Below are 23785 nucleotides of genomic sequence, written 5' to 3'. Positions count from 1 at the left end.
AGTGTGGCGAGGGTCACGGGCAAAGGATTTGCCAGAACTTGCGTTCAGCCGAGAGAGACAACGAGCTCGCCGCCCGCGACATCGAATGACGTACCAAAGCCAGCGGCCTTGGTGACTTCGATCTGGTAGTTGCAAACATCCGCAAAACGCGGGTCCGACGGGTCAAGCGGCGCCGGCTGACCGTCACCGTTGATCAGGCAGGGCACCATGGACACCCGCTTCACGGCCCCGTCCTCCACCACAGCGCGCACGATGACCGTGTTGCGCGCGTCCGGATGAAACGGATACAGCGGGTAGTCCTCGTAGTACTTCAGGCCGAAGTCACCGAAGTGCTCCTGCATCTTCTTGACGCCCTCACTGTCCTTGTAGGGCTGCAGGTCAACGTCCATCACGAAGTTGCCCGTGCCGTGGAAGATCGCCTTCCCGCGATAGACCTCGACTGCCTTGAGGATGTGCTGGTGCGTGCCGAGGACCAGGTCCGCTCCCGCATCGATGGCGGCCCGGCCGAACTCCGACTCATAGTCACTGATCTCCACTGGAGTGAAGTGGATGCCCCAGTGCGCGCTGACGACAACGACGTCAGCAACCTCGCGAGCAGCTTCCACGTCCTCGCGCAGCATCTTCAGGGTTTCGGCGCGAACGTACGTCGACACCCTCGCGTGACACCCCGGCTGCTCGGGCTCCTCCATCTCGTAGTGGGTATCCACGAAGATCGGCGCACAGCCCGGCTTGCCACGTCCAGCCTCATACCCAGGCCAGAGGATCGAGGAGTACGCGAGAAAGGCCGTCTTCACCCCGTCACGCTCGATCACAGCAGGAGTACGAGCGGCCGCAAGATCCTTGCCGGCGCCGCAGACAGCAATCCCGTGAGCAGCGTGGTGCTCCAGGGTCTCGTGGAAGCCATCGTAGCCCGCGTCAAGGTGGTGGTTGTTGGCGAACGACACGACGTCGACACCAGCCCAGGCGACACCCTCGAGCTGTTCAGGATCCGAGCGAACGACGCCTCGGGCCGCCGGGTTGGCTGTCCAGTTCTTCGCGTAGGTGGACTCACAGTTGGCGAACGTGACGTCCGCGGCCTGGAAGATCGGGCGCACAAGCGCGAGCGCGCTCAGCGGGTCGGGGCGATTGATGGCGACGTCACCGACAGCGACGATCTCGATGCTCCTGGTCATGCTCAGGCACCCGCCGCCGCGGCGCTGTCATCACGATCGAGGTCGCCCTCCTTGATCCGCGAGGCCGCGTGCCCACCACCGTCGACGAGCAGCTCGGCGCCGTTGACATAGGAGCTCCGCTCGGAGCAAAGCCAGACGATCGCCTCTGCGAGCTCCTCGGGACCGCCGATACGGCCCATGGGCGCCGTCGACATGACCTGGGCCAGCTTCGCTTCGTCGAAGTTCAGGGTCAGCAGCGGCGTCAGCGTCTTGCCGGGAAGGACGGCGTTCACCCGCACACCCTTGCGCCCGTATTCACCGGCCGTCGCCTTGGTCATGGCCACGACACCAGACTTGGTCGCGGCGTACGGCGCGAGGCCCGGCGGCGGCTCGACAACGGCGCCCGAGGCGATGTTGACGATCGCTCCCACACCCTGCTCCCCCATCGCCTTCAACTCAGCCCGCATGCAGTAGAAGAGGCCGTCCAGGTTGATCGCGACGACCTTGCGCCACTCCTCGTCGGTGTAGTCACCAAGACGCTTTCGCGGACCGGAGATGCCGGCGTTGTTGACGGCACAGTCGAGTCGCCCGTGGCGTGCGATGACCTGCTCCACAACCGCGTTGACCGCGGCGACATCGCTGACATCCATATCGACCGCCAAAGCGACCTGGGCGTTGACCTCGGCGTTGATCTCGGAGCACACCTTGGCGGCAGCCTCACCGTCGCGGTCTGCAACAACGACCTCGAGCGCACCTTCCTGCGCGGCAAGGCGAGCAGTCGCGGCGCCAATGCCGGAGCCAGCCCCCGTCACGAGAAGAGTCTTTCCTTCGAGCATCTTGACGCTCATTGCGTCTCCACCTTCATCTCAAGGGACCTCATGTCGGCGAACATCTCGCCAAGCGTGTCCAGACTGTCCAGCTTTTGCAGCGTGGCAAGCAGCCGCTCCGCGATCTCGCTCGAAACGAGCGACCTGCACTGGTATTCAAACTTCGTGACGAGCTCGCGCTCCTCCACCGGATTCAGGTGGTGGCCACGCGGGTAGTCCGTGCGAATCGCGCGCACCTCGCCAGACTTCAGCCGAAGGGTGATCACGTTCGTCGGCTTCTCGACCCACGTCTTGGTGATTTCCGCGTCAGCAACAACCTCGATCTTCGCCATGATCGGTCGCAGTGCCGGGTCGAGGTATCGCTCGGGAAGGTAGGACTCCTTCTGGACGAAGCCGTCGACAAGGGCGACCGAGGCGACGTACGGGATGCTGTGGTCTGCTGTCTCCTTCGTCTTGGGATCCCACTTCTCGTCGTGGTCGTCCTGGCCGCCGCCACACTCACTCCACGTCACCCACGGCACAGCGATGGTGACCGAGTCGATGTCATCCGGCCGAACGCCCTGACGATGTAGCTCGACGAACTCCTGGACCACGGTCTGGGTGTTGAAGTCAGCGACGTGCAGCTTGTACGCAGAACGCTCCCCCGCGGTGAAACCGTCGCGGGGACGGCCGAGGTGCTCGAGGGAGAAGGGCCCGGTCACCAGGTGCTGAAAGCCACGATGGCCCTCGATGACGCGCGACGGTCCGGTGACGCCGCGGCTCGCCAGGCGTGCCGCGATGAACCCGTTCATCACCGCATGACTCGAGGCAAGCGCCTTCCAGTTGCCGAGCTCGCCCACACGGCTGCTGCCGAGCGGCGCCGACGTACCCGTGATCGTCATCGCGAGCGCATGTGCCGTCTGGTCGACGCTCAGACCGAGCATCCGCGACGTCGCGGCAGCCGTCGCGATGCTGATGAAGGCGGGGTAGTCCCAGCCTCGGTCGCGGAGGTCGACTGCATCAGCCAGCGCCATGTGGACCTCGTAGCCGACATGAAGACCCTCGACAAGTGCCGCCCCGGACGCACCGGTCAACTCTGCGGCAGCCCAGAGAGCTGGAATCAGGTCGCTCGTGTGGCCACCACCGAGGCGGAAGTAGTTGTCGTTCAGGTCCAGGTAGCGAACCATCGCCGTGTTCGCAAAGATGCCAGCCTCTGGGGCGACCTTGTTGATCGCGCCGAGGACGGAGACGCCCCGATCGGTGGGTGACTCGCATGCGATGTCGCGCGTCGCAACTGCGGGCGGAAAGCTCATCGCGCCAACGGCGCACGCGACCGTGTCGAGGTGATGGCCCACGAGGGCCCGCACGGTCGACTCCGGAATGTCGGCACGGCGCACCGACGCCGCCCAGGAAGCGATCGCCGAGGTGGTGTTGTCATGAAACCCGACGTCAGGCTCGACCATTCATCATCGTCCAATCTAGTCGCATCATGTGCAGATTTTGATCGTTACTGTCGCCATGAGCCATGTCAAGAGCGTGACCAGCGCCACCCGACTCGCGCGAATTTCGGGAAATCCACAGGAAACCTTGGCGTTGAATAGATGCATGGCCCCGATCCGCAGGGCCGCCAATGCCTTGGGGGAACCACATGAACCGCCAGTCCGCCACCTTTGGACAGCTCGTCGGAACCGAGATGATCCGTATGGTCGTTCGCGACACCGACATCCAGGCGTCCGCCACCCGGAACCCGCCGCCGCAGCCCGCGCGCCGCGAAGTCCGCAACGCCGCCACTCAGCAGCGCGCCCTCGCCTTTGCGCATCGCGCCGCACATCGATTCGCCATTCGCAACAGCGAAGGTGTCACGGTCACGCGCTGACTTCTCGCGCGCCGCAGGCCTCCCGCGAGTCAGTCCTCGACGGAGATGGCCATCGCAGGGCAGCCTGCGGCGGCCTGCCGGACCCCCTCGGTCAGCCCTTCTTCGATCTGATCAGCAATGACGAGGGCGATGCCCTCGTCCCCCTGGTCAAACACCTCGGGGACGGTGAAGGCGCACTGCCCCGCCCCGATGCAGCGACCCTCGTCGATTCGCGCCCGCATGCCCGCTCCTCTCGCGCCAGGCCTGTCGGCCCGGCGATTTGTACAGGGGGCTTGTGAAGTTGCCCACTGAAACTTAAAGTATGAGCACGATATACATGTTTTCATCAGTGCACAACGCCCCGGATCGGAGCAGCATGACCACCACCACCGCTCGTCCCGACAGCGAAGAGCTCAGCCGCCTGGCCCAGCTCTTCCTCACGGACTTCGACCACCGGGCCCAGCCGTGGGACTTCTTCAAGATGCTGCGCGAGGAGGCGCCGCTCGTCCGGAGCACCAGCGGCACCTGGCTGGCGGTCCGCCACGAGGACGTGGTCGAGGCACTGCGCCACCCCATGCTGAGCCGCGCGAGCGCCGCCGCGCGCACGTCGGCACTTCCCGATGGCGAGGCTGCTGAGCTCTCCACCACACGCCTGGCCTGCATCGACGGCGCCGACCACCTCCGCCTGCGCAAGATCGTCAACCGGTCGTTCTCGGCTCGCAACGTCAAGAGCTGGGAGCCCCAGATCCTCGAGACGACCGCCGGCCTTCTGGCGCCGTACATGGAGGCGCGCCGCATGGACTTCCTCGGGGACGTGGCCAGGCGGATGCCTCTGGTCGTCCTCGGCGACCTGCTCGGCGTTCCGCACGAGGACATCCCGCAGCTGATGAACTGGCTCGTCCTGCTGATGGAGCACATCAACCCCGAGGCGAGTGCCGAATTCTCTACGGCAAAGCACGAGGCGATGATCTCCATGAGCCGCTACCTGCGCGAGCTCGTCGCCAACCGTCGTGCCAGCGGAAGCACCGAGAACGACCTCCTGGCTGCACTCATCGGCGCAGAGGACGAGGGCGACCGCCTCACTGAGAAGGAGCTCATCGGCATCATGAACGAGCTCCTCCACGCGGGTGCAGAGTCCACCACCAACGCGATGACCAACGGCCTGCACTGCATCCTGCAGCACCCTGACCAGCGCGACCTCCTGGTCGAGCGCCCCGAGCTCGCCAACCAGGCCTTCGAAGAGGTCCTCCGCTTCGCGACCCCGGCCCTGCACGCCCTCCCCCGCGTCGCCCTCGAGGACGTCGAGCTGCCGAACGGCGTCATCCCGGCCGGCGACATGGTCCTTCCCATCGTCGCCTCGGCGGCTCGAGACCCGCGCGTCGTCGAGGACCCCGACGTCTTCGACATCACGCGCAAGCCGAACCCGCACGTCGCCTTCGGCTCTGGCGAGCACTTCTGCCTGGGCAACCTGCTCGCGCGCACCGAGGCAAGCCTGGTCTTCCGCCAGCTCGCCGAGGGCCCGCTCGCGACGATGGAGATCGCGCAGCCGGCGACTTGGACGCCGCACCACATCATCCGCGGCTTGGACTCGCTCCACGTCAAGTGGTGAATGCACGCTCCCGCTGATCTGACGACGACGGCCCGATCCGCGTACGCGGGTCGGGCCGTCGTCCTTCACAAGCCAAAGAAGACGAGAGGGATGACCCCGAGGACGATTGTCGACCTGTCGACAATGTCCGTCCTGTGGAGCGACTACGGATACGAGCTGCAGCAGTTCCGACGGTCTGTGCACGGACGAACGAACTCCGCATTCGAGGTACAGACGCGATGCGGACGACACCTGGTCATCACATCCTCGATGCCCATTCCGCTGACACCGCGTGCCGACTCGTGCGGCTTTCGGACTGGCTGATCAGCGAGGGGGTCGCGACACCAGCGATCCTTGTGCGCACTGATGGTGGACGCGTAGGCAACCACGCCCGCCGACCCGTGATTGCGACTGACTTCGTCGGAGGTAGGCACCCGGTGCCAAGCAACCGTCATGCCTACGCGACGGGGGCAGCCCTTGCCCAGATCCACCGCCTGGACCCTCCGCGGGACCTCTGTTTGCCTTCCCGCAGGCTCCCGGCCGACTGGCGCGGTACTTACGACGTCGCCGGCGGAGCTCAGCTGCGCGAGCTCCTTGAAGAGGCAGAGGCGGCGTTCGCTGCCCTACCGGCCCGCAAGCGATCGTTCATTCACGGTGATTTGTTCCCGGACAACATGCTCGAGGACAAGGACGGCGTCATCCATCTTCTCGACTGGGAGACGGCTGCATTCGACTGGCCGGCGCTTGATCTCGGCTTTGCCGCCATTGGCCTCGCAGGCAGCCGCCAGCTCGCTCCTCGGATGACCGACGCATTGCTGACGGGATACTCCTCCGCCAGCGGCCGGGTCACCGACGACGAACTCCTGACGGCCGCTCACTACGCGTGCGCGGTCCTCATGTTTCACAGGTTCAGACACGGGATCGGCGGCCATCCAACGACTCCAGGTGACGGTTGGCGCGCACTCCTCCCGGCGTGGCAGTCACTCAGGATGCCGGTGGCGTCCGCACAACTTGAGGTACGCCGCTGACCTGCGCAAACGTAGCCCACTGCTCGGCGTACCCCCTCCGATGACGGCACAACTGGTGAACCTGGGTAGCCAACGTCCATGGCATGTCCACCCCTACTCCCTCACGACTCCTGTGGTCACAGGTGTTCGGGCGGGTCGCTGCGGAGGCCTCGCTTGGCACGGCAGCGATGCGCCTTGCGCGGCTCGGGATCCCCGTCTTCCCGTGCCCCCCGCGGCAAGCGGCCGCTGACCAGAAGCGGCTTTCACGACGCGTCGACCTGCGGACACCGTTTCCGGTTGGTGGCGGCGGCACCCGCCGCAAACATCGGGATTCCGACAGGTGCCCGATCCGGACTCCTCGTCGTTGACGTGGACGTCCACGCGGACGGCGACGGCTACGACGCCTTTCGCCGAGCACAGCGAGCCGGTCTTCTCTCCGGTTGGGCCTGCCTCGTCCGGACTCCGTCGGGTGGCTTGCACGCGTACTACCCAGCGACGGCGGAAGGCGAGCAGCGCTCTTGGCAGAGTCCGGCCAATCACGTGGACTTTCGAGGAGACGGCGGCTACGTCATCGCTCCTGTCGACGGTCACGTAATTGGTTCAGGCCGCGATTCCGTGAATACCCGGCTCATGCTCGGAGCAGGATTCGGGTGCGCAGCGGGCGGAAGGTGGCTCGGCCGTACATCTGTCTCTTGATGGTTTTGATGCGGTTGACGTGGCCTTCGACGATGCCCGAGCTCCAGGACAGGGTGAGGCCGGCGGTGACGACGTCGAGGTCGAGGCATAGGCTCTGCGCGAAGGACAAGATGGGAGGGGGCGCGTCGTGTTCGACCTGGAGGATCCACTCCAAGAGCTGGTGGCCGCACCGGTGTTGGAGTAGATCGTGGAAGGTTCAGGAGAGGTCGCAGGCCCGTGCGATGTCCGGGCACGCCAGCCGGACTTCAGGAGCTCGTCGTCTTCGCGGGGCTTCAGCGCGCCGCGGGGGCAGCATGATCCAGGTTGTGATCTTGCGCGGGCTCGGGATGGCTCCGCGGGCGGGTTCGACGGTCCCGGTCTTGAGTCCGGTCACGTAGCGGCGCACGGGCAGATCGCTGCCCTGGTAGCCCCGTTGGCGGATCTCGCGGTGAACGGCTCGAGCACTCCCTTGGGGCGGCCGCACCGGGCGGAGGCCAGCAGCTCGTCGAGGCCGGTATCGCGGAAGCGGCGGACGGTCTTGCGGTCCAGGTGCAGACGTCGGGCGATCTGGGAGATGGTCTGTTCCTGCGTGAGCAGGCGGTGGATGTCGGAGTACCGGTCGACGGTATGGACGGCCATTTTCGTGGGCGGCAGAGTCGGCGGAGGCAGTGGATTGATGATCCGCCGGGACCCTGTGTCGCGGTGGGCTTCGACCTGTCTCCGCAGGCAAGGGCGATGCTGATGGCATGTCTTCTCGACCGCGGAGGAGAGGTTGTGCAGCAGGGTACTGGTGGGCCGTCGGCGAGGTGCCTGCTGAGCAGGCCCTTTTCCCACGGCCCCCAGCCCGAACGACGCATGCGACTTGTCACCGCACGTCGCTCTCCAGTGACTACTCCGTGAGTGCTGCGACAGGTTTCCTGCCGTGGATGTCCGTATGACAAGTGCCGCAGACCACAAGGGTTTTGCGGTGTCGTGCGGCCATGAGGTCTGCCCACGGCGGCCGATCTCCTGGTCGCCCGAGGTCGGCGAGCTTGGCTACGTGGTGGACTTCCACCTCGTCGATCCGCCCGCATGCCTCGCACCGTCCGGCCAGGAGCCGGGTGACCAGCTCCTTGCGTTTGGTGTTGACCGGGGCCAGCCGACGGTCGTTGATGACCGTCTTCTTGTCTCGTCGCAGCGGGATCCCTCCGAACCGTCCGACCAGCGGCTTCCTGCCGGTGCGTTCGACGCGGGCCTCGAAGCACTTGCGCAGCCCGTGCGGTGTCTCGATGGTGGCCGCATAGGCGCGGGCCATCTTCGACACCGACGAACGGTACTTGTTGGCGAGCGTCATCAGCATCGAGGTCTCCATGACCCATTGCAGCCGGGCGAGTCGGAAGACATCGCCGGCCAGCAGGTAGTACTGGACGATGCCGCGGTACTCCGACCCGTAGGTGCTGATGATGACGTGGTCGTCCTGGTTCAGCAGTTCGGGCCGACGCGCGGGTTTGCCGCGCTTCATGTACTGGGCCTGCTTGGCAGATACCACCGAACGGGGGACACGCAATCTGATGACCCCATTGACGGAACGTTTTCCGCCGGTGATCTTGCGGTCGTTGTGGTGCACGGTGATGTCGTAGCCGAGGAACCTCGCCGCCTGGGTGCGGGCGTGCGTGATGAGGGTCTTCTCCGGCGACAGTTCCAACTTGAGTTCGTCACGAAGGAATTGCGCCAGTCGTTGTTTGATCTCCTCGGCTTCTGCCTTCGGTCCGGCGAACCCGAGCAGGGTGTCATCGCAATAGCGCACATACCGCAGTCTCCGATAGCCGGGATCCTGAGTATCCATGCTGGGAATGCTGCGGAGTTGCTTGCGCAGCTCCCGCAACTGAGTGCGGTCGCCGCGCCTGCGGGCGCGTTGCATCGCCGCCCACACCCTGTAGAAGGCACGGTTCGGCTTCCTGACCCTGCCCCGGGTGTATTCCGGGATCAGGACCGTCTCGACGTACTCGTCCAACTTATGCAGGTAAATATTGGACAAGATCGGTGAAACAACCCCGCCTTGCGGGCTCCCGCTGTGCGTGGCGTTCCAGACCCAGTCCTCCATGTATCCGGCCTTGAGCATCTTGCGCACCAGCCGAAGGAATCGATTGTCGTGGATTTTCTCGCCCAGGATCCGGAGCATGACCGAATGGTCTAGCTGGTCGAAACACTGGGCGATGTCTCCCTCGACGAACCAGACTGTCCCCGTCCAGGTGTTGGCCACGTCGCGTAGGGCGGTGTGGCATCCCCGGCGGGGACGAAAACCGTGAGAGGAGCTGGAGAACGTCGGCTCGTAATACGCCTCAAGGAGCAGGCGGATCACTTCGCCGACGAGCTTGTCGCTCCAGGGCGGCAGGCCGAGCGGCCGCAACTTCGTGCTGGACCGCGCCTTCGGGATGTAGACCCTGCGAGCTGGGCTCCACCGGTACCGCTCGTGGCGCAGTGCGTCGATGACGTGCTCGATCTTGCCCAGGGACATGCCGTCCACGGTCTCCCCGATGACCCCGGGCGTCATCGCTCCCTTGTTGGAATACAGGCGCCCGTAAGCCAGTAGATACAACTGCGGATTGAAGAGCTGTCGATACAGTTCATTGCACGGCAGGCCACGCCTGCCGCGTTCACGGAGGACACCCAGCACCGTTTCGGCGCTCTGCATTACGCATACCTCCCGACTCTGTGGTGTCCGATCACCTGGCCCCCTTCGCCCGATGCGGACGGCTTTCCCGTCCTCCTTGGCCGGTCGTGACTCCGGCGACTACTACGGGGCCTCCGTCGCCATAGGAAGATCTCATCCCTTAGGCGATCCCATGTTCGTCCTTGTCGTACGTCGTAGCGTGATGTAGGTGCCCAACTCATCCCCTTGAATGCCCTCGCTGGGCATCGCTCCGCACTCCGGAGGTTGCGTCGGCCATGGCATAAAGCCGTCGCAGGGCGCGGCGTCGGTTTCAGGTATCTTTCCGACGGACTCGACCTTCAGTCTTCTGGGAATTTGGGTTCAGGCAGTTCAGCTTTCACCATGTCACGCGGGTCCCTCGATGCCCCGTCTCCGATACCTGAGTCCGGTCACCGATTTCCTGGCATGCTCTGGTCCCCATCACCGTTTCCGGATTAGGTAAGCCATCAGACCCAAGAACCTCCCTCCAAATTCCTCCCGGTTGAACCGGGGATACGACAAGGCGCCGCATGGCGCACTGCCACCGATCGGCGACCTCCTGAGCGCCGGGGGCGGCTTCGCGGACGGCACTGGAGTAGGCGCTGGCCCTATCTCTACAGATGATCTCCGCGTCAGGGTGTTCATGCAGCCAGGCGGCGAAGGTCGCCGCGTCCCGGTCCGGCAGGACGTCCACGACCCGGGCCGCCTCGATGTCGACCAGGACAGTGCCGTAACGCCATCCCGTCCGGAAGGCGAACTCGTCGACACCCAGCACCCGAGGCGCCTGCTCAGGAACCGTCGGGGCAGTGAGCAAGCCCAGCAGATGGGTGCGCCTGGTGGGTAACTGCAGGACCTGGCACAGGCGTTATCCAGGGCGTCCGCCCAGGAACGTCGCGATGGACTGCATCCATCGACGCAGCCCCACGCTGTGACGCCGGTATCGTTCGCTCAGGTCCGAGACCTGCTCGACGAACGTCCGCCGTCGGCACGAGGCGCGTTCGCAGAAGAAGCGACGCACGCTGAGCGTGATGGTCAACGGCCACCCGACAGCGGGGCGTTCGGCTATCCAACGCACATATCGCGAGTGCACACGACGTGCAGGACAGCCGCAATCCGGACACGGCGGCGGTCGCCCGCACGAAGTGGCCTCGACAGCGATCCCCTCCGCGGTGACATGCACCGCCGTGACTCGCACATCGATCCCGGGAAACAGCACATCCTCGACCGCGACGACCCCCATACCAGGGCAATCCCCGTGCGAAACGTTCCCGCAGTCGGACAACGACCTGGGTATTCACGGAATCGCGGCCTGAACCCAATTCCGTGACCGTCGACAGCAGCAGATCACCAAGATGCTGCCCTTCGACAAACCCAAGATCTTCCCCTACGCCTACCGGCACACCTACTGCCAGCGGCACGCTGACCAGGGCATCCAGCCCGACGTCCTCCAAAGTCCGATGGACCATCGCCAACTCGCCACTACTCAGCGTTACTACCGGGTCAGTGAGCAGCGCAAACGCGAGGCCGTCGACCGCGTCTCGGCGATGGAGTTTGACCGCCACGGCAACTGCATCTAGCGGCAGGCCAAGGAACTGCTGGACGACGAGTACGCCCGCCGCGCCGTCGGCGAAGCCCAGGCACCTTACGGCGTCTGCGTCGAGCCGTCCAATGTCGCGGCCGGCGGACACGCCTGCCCTGTCCGATTCCGCTGCGTCGGCTGCGACCACTTCCGCACTGACGCCTCCTACCTCCCCGATCTGGAGGCATACCTCGCCGACCTGCTGCGAAACGGGAACGCCTGGCCGCGTTCACCTCCGCCGACGACTGGGAAAAAGTCGAAGCCGCACCCTTCGATGAGGAGATCATCAGGGTCCGTCGTCTCGTCCGGCGTGTCCGAGAGGATCTCGACGCCCTCACCGACGAGGACCGCGCGCAGATCAGGGAAGCCACCAGCGTCCTGCGCCGCAGCCGACGGCAAATCATCGGCCTCGGGATGCCCCGCGTCGGACCGCCCATGCCCGACTTCCATCTTGGCAGAAGAGCATGACGAACATGAGTGACGGCAGGCGGGCCGACTCGATCCGCCGCCGCGAGCGCGTCCTCAAAGCCCTGGACACAATGCTGCGAAGCGACGCCGACATCACCGTTTCGGCTCTCGCCCGCGCCGCGTGAGTAGACCGCACTTTCCTCTAAAGACACCGCGACCTCCTCCAACGCGTCCACGCGGCCGCGGCCGCCTCTCCACAGGAAGGACGGATCGCAGCTGTCAGCCGGGCCTCCCTGCAGGCCGACCTGGCCAACGCGCTGGAATGGAAGAAACGCCTTGCCACGCGGGTCCGGCAGTTGGAGAAGCGCTCTCCCAGGCCCTCGGCGTGGCTGCCTGGGCCGAGTCGGGCCTGGGGGCGCCAGATTCCTGAGGTGAGCGAGCAACTGCCCAGCGGTGGCATCGAGCTGTCACCCGACGAGATCGAAGCCCTCCACGCCAGGTGGTCTTCCTGCTGGACCCCGAGTGAGGTCGCGCAGCAATTGGCCGGGATTGGCACGCCCTGGTACGTGGCCGCGGGCTGGGCGCTGGACCTGTTCCGCGGCAGGCAGACGCGCGCGCATGGGGACATCGAGATCGGGATTCCGGCCACGCGCTTTCCCGAGGTCCGCAACCGCTTTCCCGGATACGTCTTCGACGCGGCAGGCAGCGGCCGGATCTGGGAGGACGCCACACGGGAGGTGTTGGCCGCCGTACATCAGACATGGCTGCGCGATCCGGCCACCGGCAACTACCTGCTCGACGTGTTTCGCGAACCGCACGACGGCGACACCTGGATCTGCCGACGCGATGAGAGGATCCGGCTTCCCTACCGCGACATCATCCGCCACACTCAAGACGGCATCCCGTATCTGGCGCCCGAACTGGTCCTGCTGTTCAAGGCCAAGCACGCCCGCCGAAAGGATCAAGCAGACTTCGACGCGACCGTCCCACACATGACCTCAGCTCAGCGCGAGACCTTGGCCGAGCTACTCGCCCGCGCACACCCGGGGCATCCCTGGCTCGCGGACCTGTAGCCCCCGCTTAAGTCGGTTTCCGACTGAAGCGCACAAGTTCGAAGAGCCCTCGATACTGATTACTGGTGGGCTCTCGTATGCAACTGCCGCCAGTGCCCCGAGGAACCCAGCCCGCTGGTGACCGTACATGATCACCGGAGGCGCATCGGTTCCATGTCCCGCCAACCTCGTTACGGAGCCGGGTGGTGGTCTTGTCGTGGTAGCAGAGAGCGTCCGTGACAACGAGGCAGGCATATCAAGGAGTTGTTGCCCGTCAGCCGTCGGTGCTCGGGGCTTCACCTGAAACGGCGATACCACCACACGTATTGCACCTGCTAGCGTCCACGAAACCGACGCTGAGCTGCGCAAAACCGAATGAGCCTGCCTCGCGCTACGGGTGCTGCCCCAGAGAACCCACGTCCTCAACGTGGTACTGGTGAAAGCGCACACTGTGGTCCTCGGTCGCGGACACCACGTGGACAGGAACGGTCACGAGACCGAAACTGATCGCGCCGGACTACATCGTTCGGGGCACCGTGCACCTCCACACCACAGCCCCGAGCGTCTCCAGCCTACGGACGGCAGCGCCCTGCGGCACTAGGAGCAGGAGCAGCCTCCCAACCTCACGAATCGCCCGGACCGGGCCGAGGCGCGCCCGCTGCCTCCGGGCGGCAGGCCGCCTCGGCCCGGTCCTTGGTGCGGGTACCGCTCCACCTCCATATTCAATCAAACTGATTTGATGTAGTGTGGTCGGCGTGATGGCATCAGGTCCAGCGGCCCCACCGTTCGTGCGCCTGGCCGCCCACCCGCTGCGCTGGCGGCTGATGACCGAACTGGCCGGCAGCGACTACCGCGTGCGCGAGCTGACGAATCTGGTCGGCCAGCCGCAGAACCTGGTCTCCTACCACCTCCGGCTGCTGCGCAGCGGCGGGCTGGTCACCACCCGGCGCAGCAGCTTCGATGCCCGCGACAGCTACTACCACCTCGACCTGGACCGCTGCGCCGACGCGCTGAACGGCACCGGGGCGGCCCTGCATCCGACGCTGCATCTCAGCGCACCGCCGAGGATGCCCGCGCAGCGGCCGGGCGGCCTTCGGGTGCTGTTCGCGTGCACCGGCAACAGCGCCCGCTCCCCGCTGGCGGAAGCCCTCCTGCGCCACCGCAGCGGCGGCACCATCGAGGTGACCAGTGCCGGCAGCCACCCCAAACCGCACATCCACCCGCACGCCGTGCGGGTCATGCGCGAGGAGTTCGGCATCGACATCGCCGACCAGCACCCCCGCCACCTAGACGCTCTGGGCGACCGCCGGTTCGACTACGTGATCACCCTGTGCGACAAGGTCCGCGAGGTCTGCCCCGACTTCGACGACCACCCCCGGCTGGTCCACTGGAGCATCCCCGACCCGGCCACCGCCGACGACCCCGCCCACCAGGACGGCTACCCGGCCTTCAGCCGTGTCGCCGCAGAGATCGACACCCGCATCAGCCACCTGTTGCCCGTACTCGCCAAGGAAGTGCCCTCATGACCGCACCCGACCAACGCGCCAGCGTCCGCTACCTCGTCGACGACGTCCAGGCCGCCGTCGACTTCTACACCACCCACCTCGGCTTCACCGTCCACACCAACGCGATCCCCGCCTTCGCCGACGTCGTCCGCGGCCCGCTGCGCCTGCTGCTGTCCGGGCCGGCCAGCTCCGGAGCCCGCGCCACCCCTGCCGACGCCGCCACCCCGGGGCGCAACCGCATCCATCTGATCGTCGACGACATCGACGCCGAGATCGACCGGCTCCGCACCGCGGGCCTGCCGTTCCAAAGCGACCTGATCGCCGGCCCCGGCGGGCGACAGATCCTGCTCGCCGATCCCGCCGGCAACCTCATCGAACTGTTCCAACCCGCTGGGCAAGCGACCACCGCAGCGGCCACGAGGTGACCGTGATGGCCACTCCGAGGGTGCTGTTCGTCTGCATGCACAACGTTGGCCGCTCCCAGATGGCCGGCGCCAAGCTCGTCATCACCTCGGGCAAGAACCAGGAGGGTCCCATGCCTGGGCGGTCGCCTTCCCGTAGCGGCGGATGTCGGTGACCGTCACGGCTTGCTCGGAGCCCCAGATGGCCGGGGCGCCGACCACTTCGTCGAGCATGCCGCCACCCTCGGAATCGACATGGAAATCACCGCCCGCGCCCCCGGGACCAGCGGCTTCACCCCGATCCCGAAGCGGTGGGCAGTCGAGCGCACGTACGGCTGGCTGATGCTGCGCCGCCGCCTGGCCCGCGACTACGAAACCCACCCCGCCTGCTCCAAAGCCATGATGATCCACCTCGCCATGACCGACCTCATGACCCGCCGCCTCACCGGCGAGAACACGATCTCCAGGCGCCACCCGACACCACGGGACCAACTCCGCATCACGGGATGAAACAACGGGAGAACACGACCTCTTATCACGCCGTGATAACCGTGCAGCTCCGGCAGGGTGATGTCCGGTCTCAGCAGAGATACCTGCGGTGGTTCAGGTCGAGTGAGACGAAGCCGCCGTGTCTGTCTGATCCTGGTTGCCCGCTCGCTGGCCGAGGGCCGTGCGGCGGTGCAGGTGGAGGGTCAGGGCGAGCAGGCCAAGCGGGGTGGCCACGGCCAGGGCGCCGACTGCCTGGTGCTCCCGGGAGGCTACCGTCGCGTCGCATCCGGACGTGCCGAGCTCGCCTGGCTCACCGTCGGGGCCGTAGTGCTGCTTCGTGAACGCCTGCCGGTCGAACAGCGCGGGCACGCCGCACGACATCGGCTTTTGGAAAGCCCCGTCGTTGTCGAAGGACGACGGGAAGAACATCAGGCCGAGCGCCAAGAGGAAGCCGCCGAGCGCCGGGACCGCGAAAATCCAGGACCAGATGAGCAGGTCACGGTTGGCCCGGGGCGCATCGGTGTCGGTCACGCCGGAAGACGATACGCCCCGGACATGACCTTGGGCACGGCGGGGCTCAGCAACGACGGCCCCGGTGGCAATCCTGAAGCTGCCGACAGGCGTTCGACCGACATCGTGACCTGCAACGTCTCAGTCAACCTGAACCACCAGGGGCAGATAACCCAGGTCCACCGAGATTGGCTCACCTACAGCGAGACCGGACAGGTGAAACCAGGTCAGACGCGCTGGAAACCCAGAAGGGGGCCGGCCCGCGGACAACGAGCAGGGCACAGCAGGTCAGGAGCATCAGGCCCCGGGTGCGCGAGGCCGGACGTGCCGGGGCGGCTCATGCAGGGCGGCGTCGACTGGTCAGCCTGGTGGGCGAGTTGTGTATGTGCAAAGGGCGTGTCGGCCCGGGCCAGGTAGGCCAGGATGTCCTGCTATGAGACGCGGGGGAAGCGGCCGGGGGCCGCGGCATGTGGGCGCGGCGTATCTGCTGCTGTCGGTCCTCGGGCCGCTCACGGCGCTGGTACTGGCCCGGCACTTTCACCTCGGTGTACCCGCAACTGCGGTGTCTGTGCTGCTCGGCCTGGCGTCGGCCTATCTGGCCTGGGCGTCATTCCGTGCGGATCGCGCCGAAGCCGATCCCGTCGAGCTCGACAAGATCGTGGACGAGCTGGCCGTGGCGGTCAAGACCCAGTGGGACAACGAGTCCGTGGTACGCCGCGTCAACGACCCCTATCCCCTCCCGGTCGCCTGGTGCCCCGCCGACCTCCAACTGGCCGAGTCCTGGGAACTGCTGACGGGCCTGGCCGGCGCGTGGCCGGGCGGTCCCCCGGGCGACCCCAGCCTCTGGCCGGCCGACGCCAGCGGGCTGGCGGGCAGAGACGGGGAGATCGGGCAAGTGTTCTCCGAGAAGGTGCCCACCCGGCGCTTGGTGATCCTGGGCGAGCCCGGGGCGGGCAAGAGCGTGCTGCTGATCCGCCTTCTGCAGGACCTCATCGCCCGCCGCACCGACGGCGCGCCTGTACCGGTGTTGTTCTCCCTCGCCTCCTGGGACCCCCGCCAGTCCCTGAAGGACTGGATGGCCGACAAGCTCCGCCGTACCCACCGCGGCCTCACCGCCCCATCGCATGCCGCCCTGGCCCACGCCGCCGCAGACGAACCCGGCGACCTGGCCCTGCACCTGCTCAACACAGGCCGCGTCCTGCCCCTGCTCGACGGATTCGACGAACTACCCCCAGCCCGTCATGCCACCGCGCTCGACATGCTCAACCGCGCCCTGCCCGCCCGGCAGCCCCTCGTCCTGACCAGCCGCACAGACCCCTACCGCACCGCCCTGACCCGCCCCGGGACCACCGTCCGCCTCAACGGCGCCGCCGCAATCCAACTCCAGCCCCTCGACGCCCAGGAGGCGGCCCACTACCTGCGCCGCGACGCCGGCGGCCCCCACACCCCTGCCGCCACACGCTGGAACACCGTGTCCTCCCAGCTGGGCACCACCAGTCCCGCCGGACAGGCGCTGTCCACCCCACTGGGACTGTTCCTGGCCCGCACCATCTACAACCCCCGCCCCGACGCCTCCCCCACACCCCCGCAAACACCGCACCCGGACGAACTGTGCGACACAGCGACCTACCCCGACCGCACCGCAATCAACACCCGCCTCTTTCAAGCCTTCATCCCCGCCGCCTACACCCCCCACCAGCCCAACCCGCCCCGCTGGACAGCCGAACAAGCCCACCGCACCTTCGTCATCCTCGCGGACTTCCAGCAGAACCAGCGCGCAGGCAGCCCCGACATCGCCTGGTGGGAACTATCCAAAGCCTTCCGGCAACGCACCCTCGGCCTCCTCCTGGGCGGCTGCGCGGTCGGGCTCGTGGGCGCGCTCGTGGGCGGGCCCGTGGGCGGTCTCGCAGCCGGGGCCGTGGGCGGCCTCGTGGCCGGACTCGTGGGCGGGTTTGTCTTCGGGTTCACTTTCGGATTCTTTGCCGGGTACTCGGATGTCGCTACGCCACGGGTCCGGTTCCGCATTTCACCGTCTGCTTCTCTCAGCCCCGGCAGGCTCGTACTGCGGCTCGTAATCGTGCTCGCAGTCCTGTCGCTGATCATGTTCGGGGCCAGACTCTCGATCTGGCCCGCGTTCGAATTGGCAGGTGCCGTTGCGGCCGGACTCGCACTCGTTCTCACGTTTGAATCTGCAGTCGATGCTCCCGACCTCACCAGCAGCTCCGGGCCAGCCACCCTGTTCGCCCTGGATCGACGCACCTTCTTCACGATCGCACTCACGGTCGGACTCGCAACCGCGGCCGTGTTCGTGCTCACGACCGGGACCGTGGGCGGGCTTGAGACCGGGATCGCGACCGGGCTCGTGCTCGGGATCACGGAAGGACTGGCCGAGACAGCATGGGGATTCTTCCTCATCGGCTGTACCTACCTAGCGGCGCGCCGCAAGATCCCCCGGCAGGTCATGGCATTTCTACAAGACGCGCACGAACAGCGCGGCGTGCTCCGACAGGCCGGAGCGGTCTACCAGTTCCGGCACATCGACCTCCAACGCCACCTGGCCCAGAACCCGGCGGGGGGCGCACCCGCTTGGTCACGAATGGGAGAAGTCGGCCTTATGGCGCGAGAGCGGTAGTGCGGATCAGGGGGTGGCCGGACTCGGGGGACGCCGCCGGCGGCGCAACTGGCAGCTGATCGGCGCCCCGTGCGCCCTGACGATCGTGGCAAGCACCGTATACGCGGTACGGCAGATCATCCACGGCGGCCTCCAGCCGGCCGACACCGCAGGCCTGCTGAGCCTTCCCCTGGCGGCGGCCGGGCTCGTGGCCGCGGTGGTGGCACTGCGCAAACCCGTCGACGGCAACGACGCCGAGCAGGCCCGTGGCTGGGCAGCGACCCTGGCCGCGCAAGTCGAGGCCGGGGAGAACGCCGTGTGGCGGCAGCTGCTGGGCGACGACAACCGGCGCATCAACCTCCTCTACGTCCTGCACCCGGCTGCGCACCGTCCGGCCGCGGCCCCGGCCACCGGGCGCCTGTTCGCAGAAGGCCCGGGCCCGGCGACGCTGCCGAACATCGTCAGCTACTACCGCGCCACCCGCCCGCTGCGGCTGGTCGTCACCGGCGCGGCCGGGGCCGGCAAAACCGTCCTGGCCCTGGAACTGCTGCCGGCCCTCATCGACGGCCGCGCCGAGGACGACCCCGTCCCGGTCCGCATCCCGCTATCCCGGTGGGACACCGAACGCCAGTCCCTGCCCGAGCTGCTGCAGCAACGGCTGACCGAGGCCTACGACTGGCCCCCGCACCTGACCGCCGGCCTGGTCCCGCCACCGCCTCATCCTGCCCGTCCTGGACGGCCTGGACGGCCTGGACGAGATGGACCCCCCAGCCCCCGACGGCACCCCCGACCCCGACGCGCCCCGCGCCACCGCCGTCGTAAACAAGCTCAACCCCTACCAGCAAGGCCGCGATGCCGGGCCCCTCATCCTGACCTGCCGCACCCAGCACTACGACACACTGGCCGAGCACGCCACCGTCCTGGACGCCGCCCGCATCGCCGTCGCCCCCGTCGGCACCGACGACGCCCAGGCCTACCTCACCGGTCGCGCCCTCGACGCGGCCCGCTGGCAGCCCCTCACCGACAACTTGGCCGCTCACCCCAGCGGGCCCCTGGCAGCCGCGCTGTCCACCCCCTGGCGGCTCTGCCTGACCGCCACCGTCTACTTCGACCACGGCGACCCTACCGAGCTCCTCCCCCTCTCCGCTGATGAATTGGACCGCCACCTCCTGGCCCGGTACATCCCCGCCGCTACACACCCCAGGACGTCCATCGCTGGCTCCACCACCTCACCACCCACCTCGACCCATCCGGCACTCTCCACGCGACAGTTCCCACGAGCGCGGAGGCCACGACCTCGTCCTGCACGAACTGTGGCCCCTCGCCGGACGCACCCGCGTCCGCGCAACCGACACCCTCCTGACCACCCTCACCGTCCTCACCCCCCTTCCCCTCGCCTGGACAACCCCCAAGCCACTAAGGCGTGTCCGGCGGATCATGCTGCGATCGGCACGGTGAAGCAGGCCATCGCACTACGATCACGAGATGTTCGAGTACCACGGTTGGATCACGGTCAGGCGGACCGCAGTTGATGACGACGATGAGGCCAGTCTGCGGCAGATCGTCGATGAGCTTCGGCTTCGCATCGCCCAGATGGACAGCCCGTACTTGCTTGACCTCAGGTGGATGAACGGCGAGCCGTTCATCCACCTCGGCGGCCACTCCAATCACCGCTCGTCGCCCGACGTTGTCGAACTGTTCGAGCATGTGGCTGTGGTTGCCCCTGGTTCCTATGGGCTCCTCCACGTTCGCGATGACGAAGAACCAGACCACGAAAACGAGGTACGCGTGCTCAGGCTCGTTCGCGGCTTGGTCACGCAGCACACGGAGGCGCTGCTGTCTCCGTGTATCCCGACAGTGGAAGATCCCTGCATCGACTGAGGCGTCTCCGGCGAATCACATTTGGAGCCAGAGTCGGATTGCGGCGAGGGCGACGGTGCCGTGGAAGACGTAGGCCCGCTTGTCGTAGCGGGTCGCGACGGCGCGAAAGCTCTTCAGGCGGTTGATCGTCCGCTCGACTTCGTTGCGGCGCTTGTACTGCCCCTTGTCGAACCCGGTGGGCCGGCCGCCGCGGCTGCCACGGCGCCGACGGTTGGCACTCTGGTCCTTCGGTTCGGGAATGGTGTGCTTGATATGGCGTCTGCGCAGGTAGCGGCGGTTCCAACGGGAGGAGTACGCCTTGTCCGCGCTCAGGTGTCCCGGCCGGGTGCGCGGGCGCCCCTCGCCCTTGCGGGCCACTCGGATGCGTTCGAGTACGGCGATCATCTGCGGTGCGTCGCCCCACTGGCCGGGAGTGACCAGCAGCGCCAGAGGTCTGCGACCACCTTCACTGGCGAGGTGGATCTTGCTCGTCAGGCCGCCCCGGGACCTTCCGAGTCCCTCGTCGGAGCGGTGCTGCCGGGGCGTGGCTCTTTTTTCGGTATGCGGGGTGTCTTCCTGCGGGCGCCGGCTGCGTGTTGGTGGGCACGGCAGGACGCAGAGTCGACGCCCACCATGCTCCAGTCGATCCGGCCCTCGGCGTCGGCGTCGGCCTGGACGGCCTGGAGGATCCGGTCCCAGGTACCGTCCGCGGACCAGCGTCTGTGCCGTTCATAGACGGTCTTCCACCTGCCGAACCTCTCCGGCAGATCCCGCCACGGGATCCCGGTCCGCTCACGGAAGAGGATCCCGTTAATCACCCTGCGGTGACTGGCCCACCGCCCACCACGCCGTCCGCGGACGGGCAGATGCGGCTCCAGGCGGCGCCATTCCTCGCTCGTCAGATCGCCACGGCCCACGACCAACTACACGGCTCCGCAAGCCGAAACACTCATGATCCGCCGGACAGGCCTTAGTCCTCGCCAGTGTGATCGGCGTGTTTGCCGTCCTGGCTGGAACGGTCTCTGGGCTCACGACCGGCAGCCCCAAGCGTCTGGACAACCCGTTCAGAGCGCCTCAAGCCCGCAAAAACCTCGCGTACGTGCTCGCATTCGGGCTCGTAGTCGGGCTCGCGTTCGGGCTCGTGGTCGGGCTCAGGCTCGTGCTCGTGCTCGTGCTCGTGCTCGGGCTCGGGCTCGGGTTCACGCTCGCGCTCGGGCGAGAGCCGGGCACGAGCCTCGGAGCCCGGGCCATCATCAGCAGTGACGCCCTGTACGGGCTCGCACTCGGGCTCACGGCCGGGCTCGTGGTCGGGCTCAGGCTCGGGCTCATGGCTGGGCTCGGGTACGGGCTCGCGGCCGGGCTCGCGTTCGGCACGCAGGCTTCACCGCGGTATGTGGCGTTCCTGGTCTGCTCGCACCGTCGTCTGCCGTTCCGGCTTGGCCTGTTCCTGGACTGGGCCGTCACCGCAGGACTCATGCGCTACAGCGGACCCGCCTACCAGTACCGCCACCGCGAACTCCAGCAATGGCTCCGCCAACACCCCCACCCCCCACCCCAGCCCCGACCGCACACCCACCCCTGACGAAGCAGGCACGACAAATCCGTCCAGACACCTGCCGCGGCGAAACCGGAGGGCCCTACCGACGCGCACTGACAGGCATCGCCCCTGGACGGTCGGCTCGTGGGTGTGACCGGGGAGGTCCAGCCCGCCGTCACCACGCACGCCGGTGTTTCAGCGGTGCGCGGCCGACGCCTGGCACTGCTGCAGACCGCGCTCCTCGAGCACGCCGCCAAGCACAACCCGCGCACCGTCATGACGTTCCATCACCGGGTCGAGGAAGCCGCAGCGTTCGCGGACAGCCTGCCGAAGACCGCTGCCGCGCTGTATCAGTCGGAGGTGCCCGACCACGCCTTGGCCGCGGCGGAGCAGATGCCGCCGTCCTCGATCGACACCCGCTTCTACGACCTCGACGAAGGCCGGCATGTGCCGCCGCAGCGGGTGTGGTCGGCGTGGCTGTACGGCGACCACCTCGTCGCCGAACGCCGCGAGACGATCCACCAGTTCGCCAACGGCATCGACAGTGCGGGGCGGCGGGTGCACCGCGCCTTCCTCGCCTCCGTCCGCGTCCTGGAAGAAGGGGTCGACATCGTCGGCGAACGCGGCGTAGAAGCCATCTGCTTCGCCGACACCCGCGGCTCCCAAGTCGACATCGTCCAAAACATCGGCCGCGCCCTGCGACCGAACCCCGACGGGACGACAAAGACCGCACGGATCCTCGTTGGCTGCGACCCCACTCCGAACACCTCAACTCGGCCCGAGCGGGAGGGCATTGCTGCGGCAGTCGGGAACCCAACCGTTAGCGCGGGTGAGCCGAGGCGGCGGAAATCGACCAGGCGCGGTCGGCGGCAGGACGGCCGAAGTCGTACGGCCTCTGCCCCGGCTGACGCGAAAAAGGGTGCGGGACCACCCTCCCGGTTCCACCGGGTGAGCTCGCCGTCAGGCACGAGCAGCGAGCATGCGCGCGTGGACCATGCACTGGCTGCCGTGATCTCGGCAGGGATCCGGGCTCGTTGCCAGGCCACGGCGCGGTGCCTTTCGGGGCGATCGATGCCGCACTCCACCGCGTGCCGAGCCATGAAGATTTCGGCCCACCATCGGACAGACCGTGGTCGTATCCGGGGCCCATCTCGCCACACCATTGGCCGTAGGCGATGGCGAACGCCGGCGCACCGACGCTGCCGCAGCGCACTCCCATGCCGCCTTCGGCGTCGAGACGCTCGGTCAGGCCGCGCCGGTTCCGGCGGGCAGGAACGTGGGATCGTCCTTGGGGAGCCGGCGTACGAGCTATTCGGGCGTGAGGTTGCAGGCGAGAACGATGCAGTGCCCGACACCGTTGATCTCTGCCTCGACGACCCAGGTGATGCCATCCCTCACGAGCCCGTTTCCCCGGTCTGCTGGGGGCTCTTGATGACCGCGGCGGGTAGTTCGCCGGTGAGGATCAGCTCTTTCGGCAGGGTGAGTCCGAAGCGCTGTTCGAGTAGTTCAAGGGCGGGAGTGACTTCGGCGGCCCTCTCTATGTCGGCGACCAGGGCGGCATCGTCGCCGTCGACGTCGAAGAGGTAGGGGGCCTCGTCGGTGTCGACGTCGAAACACAGCTGCACGCCGCCATTGTGGCTGTAGCGGAAATGCGGCTCCGGGACGTTCGGGTGCTCGGCGAAGTAGTACAGCTCATACGTGTGCACGTCGCCGTACCAGATGACCGGTGTGTCATGCCGGCCCAGCGCGAATTCCCACTGTCCGCAGCCCACGGCGAAGGCGAGATCGCCAACCGATCCGTACCGAACACCCGCCATGGGGTAGTGCCGACCGGTTGCACGCAACAGCTCTCGCAGCTCGTCCTCGAACGCCTCCTGAGTACGCGGGCCCACCAGGCGCGGCTGTGCGTCGGGAACGAGGCGTTGTACGAGGTCTTCGGGGGTGAGGTTGCGGGCGAGGATCACGCAATAGCCGCCAGGCAGCAGTTCGTCTTCCTCGGCGACCCAGGTAATGCCGTCGCACATCGTGGCGTCTCCTGTCGGGAAGGGGCAGGGGCGGCGCCACCGTAACCGATGGGCAC

General features: G+C 67.0%; 24 protein-coding genes and 4 pseudogenes. 13 read left to right on the top strand and 15 right to left on the bottom strand.

Annotated elements, in window-relative coordinates; translation table 11 throughout:
• Positions 1 to 44: 44 nt before the first annotated feature.
• From AB0I54_RS35675 to AB0I54_RS35665, 3 genes are read right to left on the bottom strand one after another with little or no spacing between them, the layout of a single operon-like run.
• Positions 45 to 1172, bottom strand: a complete 1128-nt coding sequence (locus AB0I54_RS35675; protein ID WP_363300404.1) for a CapA family protein — start codon at positions 1170 to 1172, stop codon at positions 45 to 47.
• Positions 1173 to 1174: 2 nt separating this feature from the next.
• Entirely contained in the window at positions 1175 to 1999 is an 825-nt protein-coding gene (locus tag AB0I54_RS35670; protein WP_363300403.1) for an SDR family NAD(P)-dependent oxidoreductase, read from the bottom strand.
• Positions 1996 to 3420 (bottom strand): MmgE/PrpD family protein, encoded by a 1425-nt coding sequence (locus AB0I54_RS35665; RefSeq protein WP_363300402.1) that lies wholly within the window; start codon positions 3418 to 3420, stop codon positions 1996 to 1998. Before AB0I54_RS35665 ends, AB0I54_RS35670 begins: the two co-directional genes overlap by 4 nt.
• A 185-nt stretch (positions 3421 to 3605) precedes the next feature.
• On the opposite strand from AB0I54_RS35665, the gene AB0I54_RS35660 reads away from it, so the two are divergent.
• Positions 3606 to 3833, top strand: a complete 228-nt coding sequence (locus AB0I54_RS35660; RefSeq protein ID WP_363300401.1) for a hypothetical protein — start codon at positions 3606 to 3608, stop codon at positions 3831 to 3833.
• Positions 3834 to 3862: 29 nt separating this feature from the next.
• Here the strand turns inward: AB0I54_RS35660 and AB0I54_RS35655 are convergent, their stop codons facing one another.
• Positions 3863 to 4054: a ferredoxin gene (locus AB0I54_RS35655; protein ID WP_363300400.1), complete on the bottom strand. Its 192-nt coding sequence runs from the start codon at positions 4052 to 4054 to the stop codon at positions 3863 to 3865.
• A 134-nt stretch (positions 4055 to 4188) separates the two neighbouring features.
• Here AB0I54_RS35655 and AB0I54_RS35650 point away from each other — a divergent pair, with 134 nt between their 5' ends.
• The 3 genes from AB0I54_RS35650 to AB0I54_RS35640 all read left to right on the top strand — a co-directional run bounded on the left by AB0I54_RS35650 (position 4189) and on the right by AB0I54_RS35640 (position 7103).
• Complete coding sequence (locus AB0I54_RS35650) at positions 4189 to 5421, top strand: cytochrome P450 (protein ID WP_363300399.1); 1233 nt, start codon at positions 4189 to 4191, stop codon at positions 5419 to 5421.
• A 218-nt stretch (positions 5422 to 5639) separates the two neighbouring features.
• On the top strand, positions 5640 to 6428 hold the full coding sequence (locus AB0I54_RS35645; protein ID WP_363300398.1) for a phosphotransferase: 789 nt from the start codon (positions 5640 to 5642) through the stop codon (positions 6426 to 6428).
• Positions 6429 to 6506: 78 nt separating this feature from the next.
• Positions 6507 to 7103, top strand: coding sequence for a bifunctional DNA primase/polymerase (locus AB0I54_RS35640; protein WP_363300397.1), 597 nt, complete (start codon positions 6507 to 6509; stop codon positions 7101 to 7103).
• Here AB0I54_RS35640 and AB0I54_RS35635 read toward each other — a convergent pair.
• From AB0I54_RS35635 to AB0I54_RS35615, 5 genes and pseudogenes are all read right to left on the bottom strand, one after another.
• A pseudogene (locus AB0I54_RS35635) lies at positions 7036 to 7269 on the bottom strand (transposase); the annotation flags it as partial. The gene AB0I54_RS35640 and the pseudogene AB0I54_RS35635 overlap by 68 nt on opposite strands.
• Before the next feature lie 203 nt (positions 7270 to 7472).
• Positions 7473 to 7721, bottom strand: coding sequence for a hypothetical protein (locus AB0I54_RS35630; protein ID WP_363300396.1), 249 nt, complete (start codon positions 7719 to 7721; stop codon positions 7473 to 7475).
• A gap of 250 nt (positions 7722 to 7971) precedes the next feature.
• Positions 7972 to 9756: a reverse transcriptase domain-containing protein gene (locus AB0I54_RS35625; RefSeq protein ID WP_363300395.1), complete on the bottom strand. Its 1785-nt coding sequence runs from the start codon at positions 9754 to 9756 to the stop codon at positions 7972 to 7974.
• Between the two features lie 355 nt (positions 9757 to 10111).
• Positions 10112 to 10528, bottom strand: a complete 417-nt coding sequence (locus AB0I54_RS35620; RefSeq protein WP_363300394.1) for a transposase — start codon at positions 10526 to 10528, stop codon at positions 10112 to 10114.
• 90 nt (positions 10529 to 10618) lie between these two features.
• Entirely contained in the window at positions 10619 to 10993 is a 375-nt protein-coding gene (locus AB0I54_RS35615) for a transposase family protein (protein WP_363300393.1), read from the bottom strand.
• Between the two features lie 112 nt (positions 10994 to 11105).
• Between AB0I54_RS35615 and AB0I54_RS35610 the strand changes: the two genes are divergently transcribed.
• Positions 11106 to 11330: a tyrosine-type recombinase/integrase gene (locus tag AB0I54_RS35610; protein WP_363300392.1), complete on the top strand. Its 225-nt coding sequence runs from the start codon at positions 11106 to 11108 to the stop codon at positions 11328 to 11330.
• 167 nt (positions 11331 to 11497) lie between these two features.
• On the opposite strand, the gene AB0I54_RS35605 is transcribed toward AB0I54_RS35610, so the two are convergent.
• A complete protein-coding gene (locus AB0I54_RS35605; protein WP_363300391.1) occupies positions 11498 to 11782 on the bottom strand; it encodes a hypothetical protein in 285 nt (94 codons plus the stop codon).
• A 389-nt stretch (positions 11783 to 12171) separates the two neighbouring features.
• On the opposite strand from AB0I54_RS35605, the gene AB0I54_RS35600 reads away from it, so the two are divergent.
• Positions 12172 to 12813: a hypothetical protein gene (locus tag AB0I54_RS35600; protein ID WP_363300390.1), complete on the top strand. Its 642-nt coding sequence runs from the start codon at positions 12172 to 12174 to the stop codon at positions 12811 to 12813.
• A 385-nt stretch (positions 12814 to 13198) separates the two neighbouring features.
• Here the strand turns inward: AB0I54_RS35600 and AB0I54_RS35595 are convergent.
• Positions 13199 to 13300 (bottom strand): annotated as a pseudogene (locus tag AB0I54_RS35595) (Ku protein); the annotation flags it as partial.
• A 250-nt stretch (positions 13301 to 13550) separates the two neighbouring features.
• On the opposite strand from AB0I54_RS35595, the gene AB0I54_RS35590 reads away from it, so the two are divergent.
• Both AB0I54_RS35590 and AB0I54_RS35585 read left to right on the top strand, forming a co-directional pair.
• Positions 13551 to 14318: an ArsR family transcriptional regulator gene (locus tag AB0I54_RS35590; RefSeq protein WP_363300389.1), complete on the top strand. Its 768-nt coding sequence runs from the start codon at positions 13551 to 13553 to the stop codon at positions 14316 to 14318.
• On the top strand, positions 14315 to 14722 hold the full coding sequence (locus AB0I54_RS35585) for a VOC family protein (protein WP_363300388.1): 408 nt from the start codon (positions 14315 to 14317) through the stop codon (positions 14720 to 14722). Before AB0I54_RS35590 ends, AB0I54_RS35585 begins: the two co-directional genes overlap by 4 nt.
• Positions 14723 to 14803: 81 nt before the next feature.
• On the opposite strand, the gene AB0I54_RS35580 is transcribed toward AB0I54_RS35585, so the two are convergent.
• On the bottom strand, positions 14804 to 14932 hold the full coding sequence (locus AB0I54_RS35580) for a hypothetical protein (RefSeq protein ID WP_363300463.1): 129 nt from the start codon (positions 14930 to 14932) through the stop codon (positions 14804 to 14806).
• On the opposite strand from AB0I54_RS35580, the pseudogene AB0I54_RS35575 reads away from it, so the two are divergent.
• Positions 14924 to 15208 (top strand): annotated as a pseudogene (locus AB0I54_RS35575) (IS5/IS1182 family transposase); the annotation flags it as partial. The gene AB0I54_RS35580 and the pseudogene AB0I54_RS35575 overlap by 9 nt on opposite strands.
• A 93-nt stretch (positions 15209 to 15301) precedes the next feature.
• Here AB0I54_RS35575 and AB0I54_RS35570 read toward each other — a convergent pair.
• Positions 15302 to 15718, bottom strand: a complete 417-nt coding sequence (locus AB0I54_RS35570; RefSeq protein ID WP_363300387.1) for a hypothetical protein — start codon at positions 15716 to 15718, stop codon at positions 15302 to 15304.
• Between the two features lie 412 nt (positions 15719 to 16130).
• On the opposite strand from AB0I54_RS35570, the gene AB0I54_RS35565 reads away from it, so the two are divergent.
• Both AB0I54_RS35565 and AB0I54_RS35560 read left to right on the top strand, forming a co-directional pair.
• Positions 16131 to 18329, top strand: coding sequence for an NACHT domain-containing protein (locus AB0I54_RS35565; RefSeq protein ID WP_363300386.1), 2199 nt, complete (start codon positions 16131 to 16133; stop codon positions 18327 to 18329).
• A 1464-nt stretch (positions 18330 to 19793) separates the two neighbouring features.
• Positions 19794 to 20189 carry an Imm7 family immunity protein gene (locus tag AB0I54_RS35560; RefSeq protein WP_363300385.1) on the top strand — a complete coding sequence of 132 codons (396 nt, stop codon included), beginning with the start codon at positions 19794 to 19796 and terminating at the stop codon, positions 20187 to 20189.
• Between the two features lie 15 nt (positions 20190 to 20204).
• Here the strand turns inward: AB0I54_RS35560 and AB0I54_RS35555 are convergent.
• Positions 20205 to 21085, bottom strand: a protein-coding gene (locus AB0I54_RS35555; protein WP_363300459.1) for an IS5 family transposase whose coding sequence is annotated in 2 segments (ribosomal slippage) — positions 20205 to 20725 and positions 20725 to 21085 — 882 coding nt in all. Because the reading frame shifts where the segments join, the coding sequence is not laid out codon by codon here.
• A gap of 182 nt (positions 21086 to 21267) precedes the next feature.
• Between AB0I54_RS35555 and AB0I54_RS35550 the strand changes: the two genes are divergently transcribed.
• Both AB0I54_RS35550 and AB0I54_RS35545 read left to right on the top strand, forming a co-directional pair.
• Positions 21268 to 21750, top strand: a complete 483-nt coding sequence (locus tag AB0I54_RS35550) for a hypothetical protein (protein WP_363300384.1) — start codon at positions 21268 to 21270, stop codon at positions 21748 to 21750.
• Positions 21751 to 21903: 153 nt separating this feature from the next.
• Positions 21904 to 22449: pseudogene (locus tag AB0I54_RS35545) on the top strand (helicase); the annotation flags it as partial.
• Positions 22450 to 23099: 650 nt separating this feature from the next.
• Here the strand turns inward: AB0I54_RS35545 and AB0I54_RS35540 are convergent.
• Complete coding sequence (locus tag AB0I54_RS35540; protein WP_363300383.1) at positions 23100 to 23729, bottom strand: hypothetical protein; 630 nt, start codon at positions 23727 to 23729, stop codon at positions 23100 to 23102.
• Positions 23730 to 23785: the final 56 nt, after the last annotated feature.

Origin of the sequence: Streptomyces sp. NPDC050625, assembly GCF_040654755.1 — a bacterium.
In the GTDB taxonomy this organism is placed as follows: Bacteria; Actinomycetota; Actinomycetes; order Streptomycetales; family Streptomycetaceae; genus Streptomyces.
This window is presented reverse-complemented; position numbering and strand designations above follow the sequence as displayed.

Excerpts from the sequence above, each read along its gene's own strand:
- AB0I54_RS35675 (WP_363300404.1), bottom strand. The coding sequence starts at position 1,172 with ATGACCAGGAGCATCGAGATCGTCGCTGTCGGTGACGTCGCCATCAAT.
- AB0I54_RS35670 (WP_363300403.1), bottom strand. The coding sequence starts at position 1,999 with ATGAGCGTCAAGATGCTCGAAGGAAAGACTCTTCTCGTGACGGGGGCT.
- AB0I54_RS35665 (WP_363300402.1), bottom strand. The coding sequence starts at position 3,420 with ATGGTCGAGCCTGACGTCGGGTTTCATGACAACACCACCTCGGCGATC.
- AB0I54_RS35660 (WP_363300401.1), top strand. The coding sequence starts at position 3,606 with ATGAACCGCCAGTCCGCCACCTTTGGACAGCTCGTCGGAACCGAGATG.
- AB0I54_RS35655 (WP_363300400.1), bottom strand. The coding sequence starts at position 4,054 with ATGCGGGCGCGAATCGACGAGGGTCGCTGCATCGGGGCGGGGCAGTGC.
- AB0I54_RS35650 (WP_363300399.1), top strand. The coding sequence starts at position 4,189 with ATGACCACCACCACCGCTCGTCCCGACAGCGAAGAGCTCAGCCGCCTG.
- AB0I54_RS35645 (WP_363300398.1), top strand. The coding sequence starts at position 5,640 with ATGCGGACGACACCTGGTCATCACATCCTCGATGCCCATTCCGCTGAC.
- AB0I54_RS35640 (WP_363300397.1), top strand. The coding sequence starts at position 6,507 with ATGGCATGTCCACCCCTACTCCCTCACGACTCCTGTGGTCACAGGTGT.
- AB0I54_RS35630 (WP_363300396.1), bottom strand. The coding sequence starts at position 7,721 with ATGGCCGTCCATACCGTCGACCGGTACTCCGACATCCACCGCCTGCTC.
- AB0I54_RS35625 (WP_363300395.1), bottom strand. The coding sequence starts at position 9,756 with ATGCAGAGCGCCGAAACGGTGCTGGGTGTCCTCCGTGAACGCGGCAGG.
- AB0I54_RS35615 (WP_363300393.1), bottom strand. The coding sequence starts at position 10,993 with ATGGGGGTCGTCGCGGTCGAGGATGTGCTGTTTCCCGGGATCGATGTG.
- AB0I54_RS35610 (WP_363300392.1), top strand. The coding sequence starts at position 11,106 with ATGCTGCCCTTCGACAAACCCAAGATCTTCCCCTACGCCTACCGGCAC.
- AB0I54_RS35605 (WP_363300391.1), bottom strand. The coding sequence starts at position 11,782 with ATGGAAGTCGGGCATGGGCGGTCCGACGCGGGGCATCCCGAGGCCGAT.
- AB0I54_RS35590 (WP_363300389.1), top strand. The coding sequence starts at position 13,551 with ATGGCATCAGGTCCAGCGGCCCCACCGTTCGTGCGCCTGGCCGCCCAC.
- AB0I54_RS35585 (WP_363300388.1), top strand. The coding sequence starts at position 14,315 with ATGACCGCACCCGACCAACGCGCCAGCGTCCGCTACCTCGTCGACGAC.
- AB0I54_RS35580 (WP_363300463.1), bottom strand. The coding sequence starts at position 14,932 with ATGCTCGACGAAGTGGTCGGCGCCCCGGCCATCTGGGGCTCCGAGCAA.
- AB0I54_RS35565 (WP_363300386.1), top strand. The coding sequence starts at position 16,131 with ATGAGACGCGGGGGAAGCGGCCGGGGGCCGCGGCATGTGGGCGCGGCG.
- AB0I54_RS35560 (WP_363300385.1), top strand. The coding sequence starts at position 19,794 with ATGTTCGAGTACCACGGTTGGATCACGGTCAGGCGGACCGCAGTTGAT.
- AB0I54_RS35540 (WP_363300383.1), bottom strand. The coding sequence starts at position 23,729 with ATGTGCGACGGCATTACCTGGGTCGCCGAGGAAGACGAACTGCTGCCT.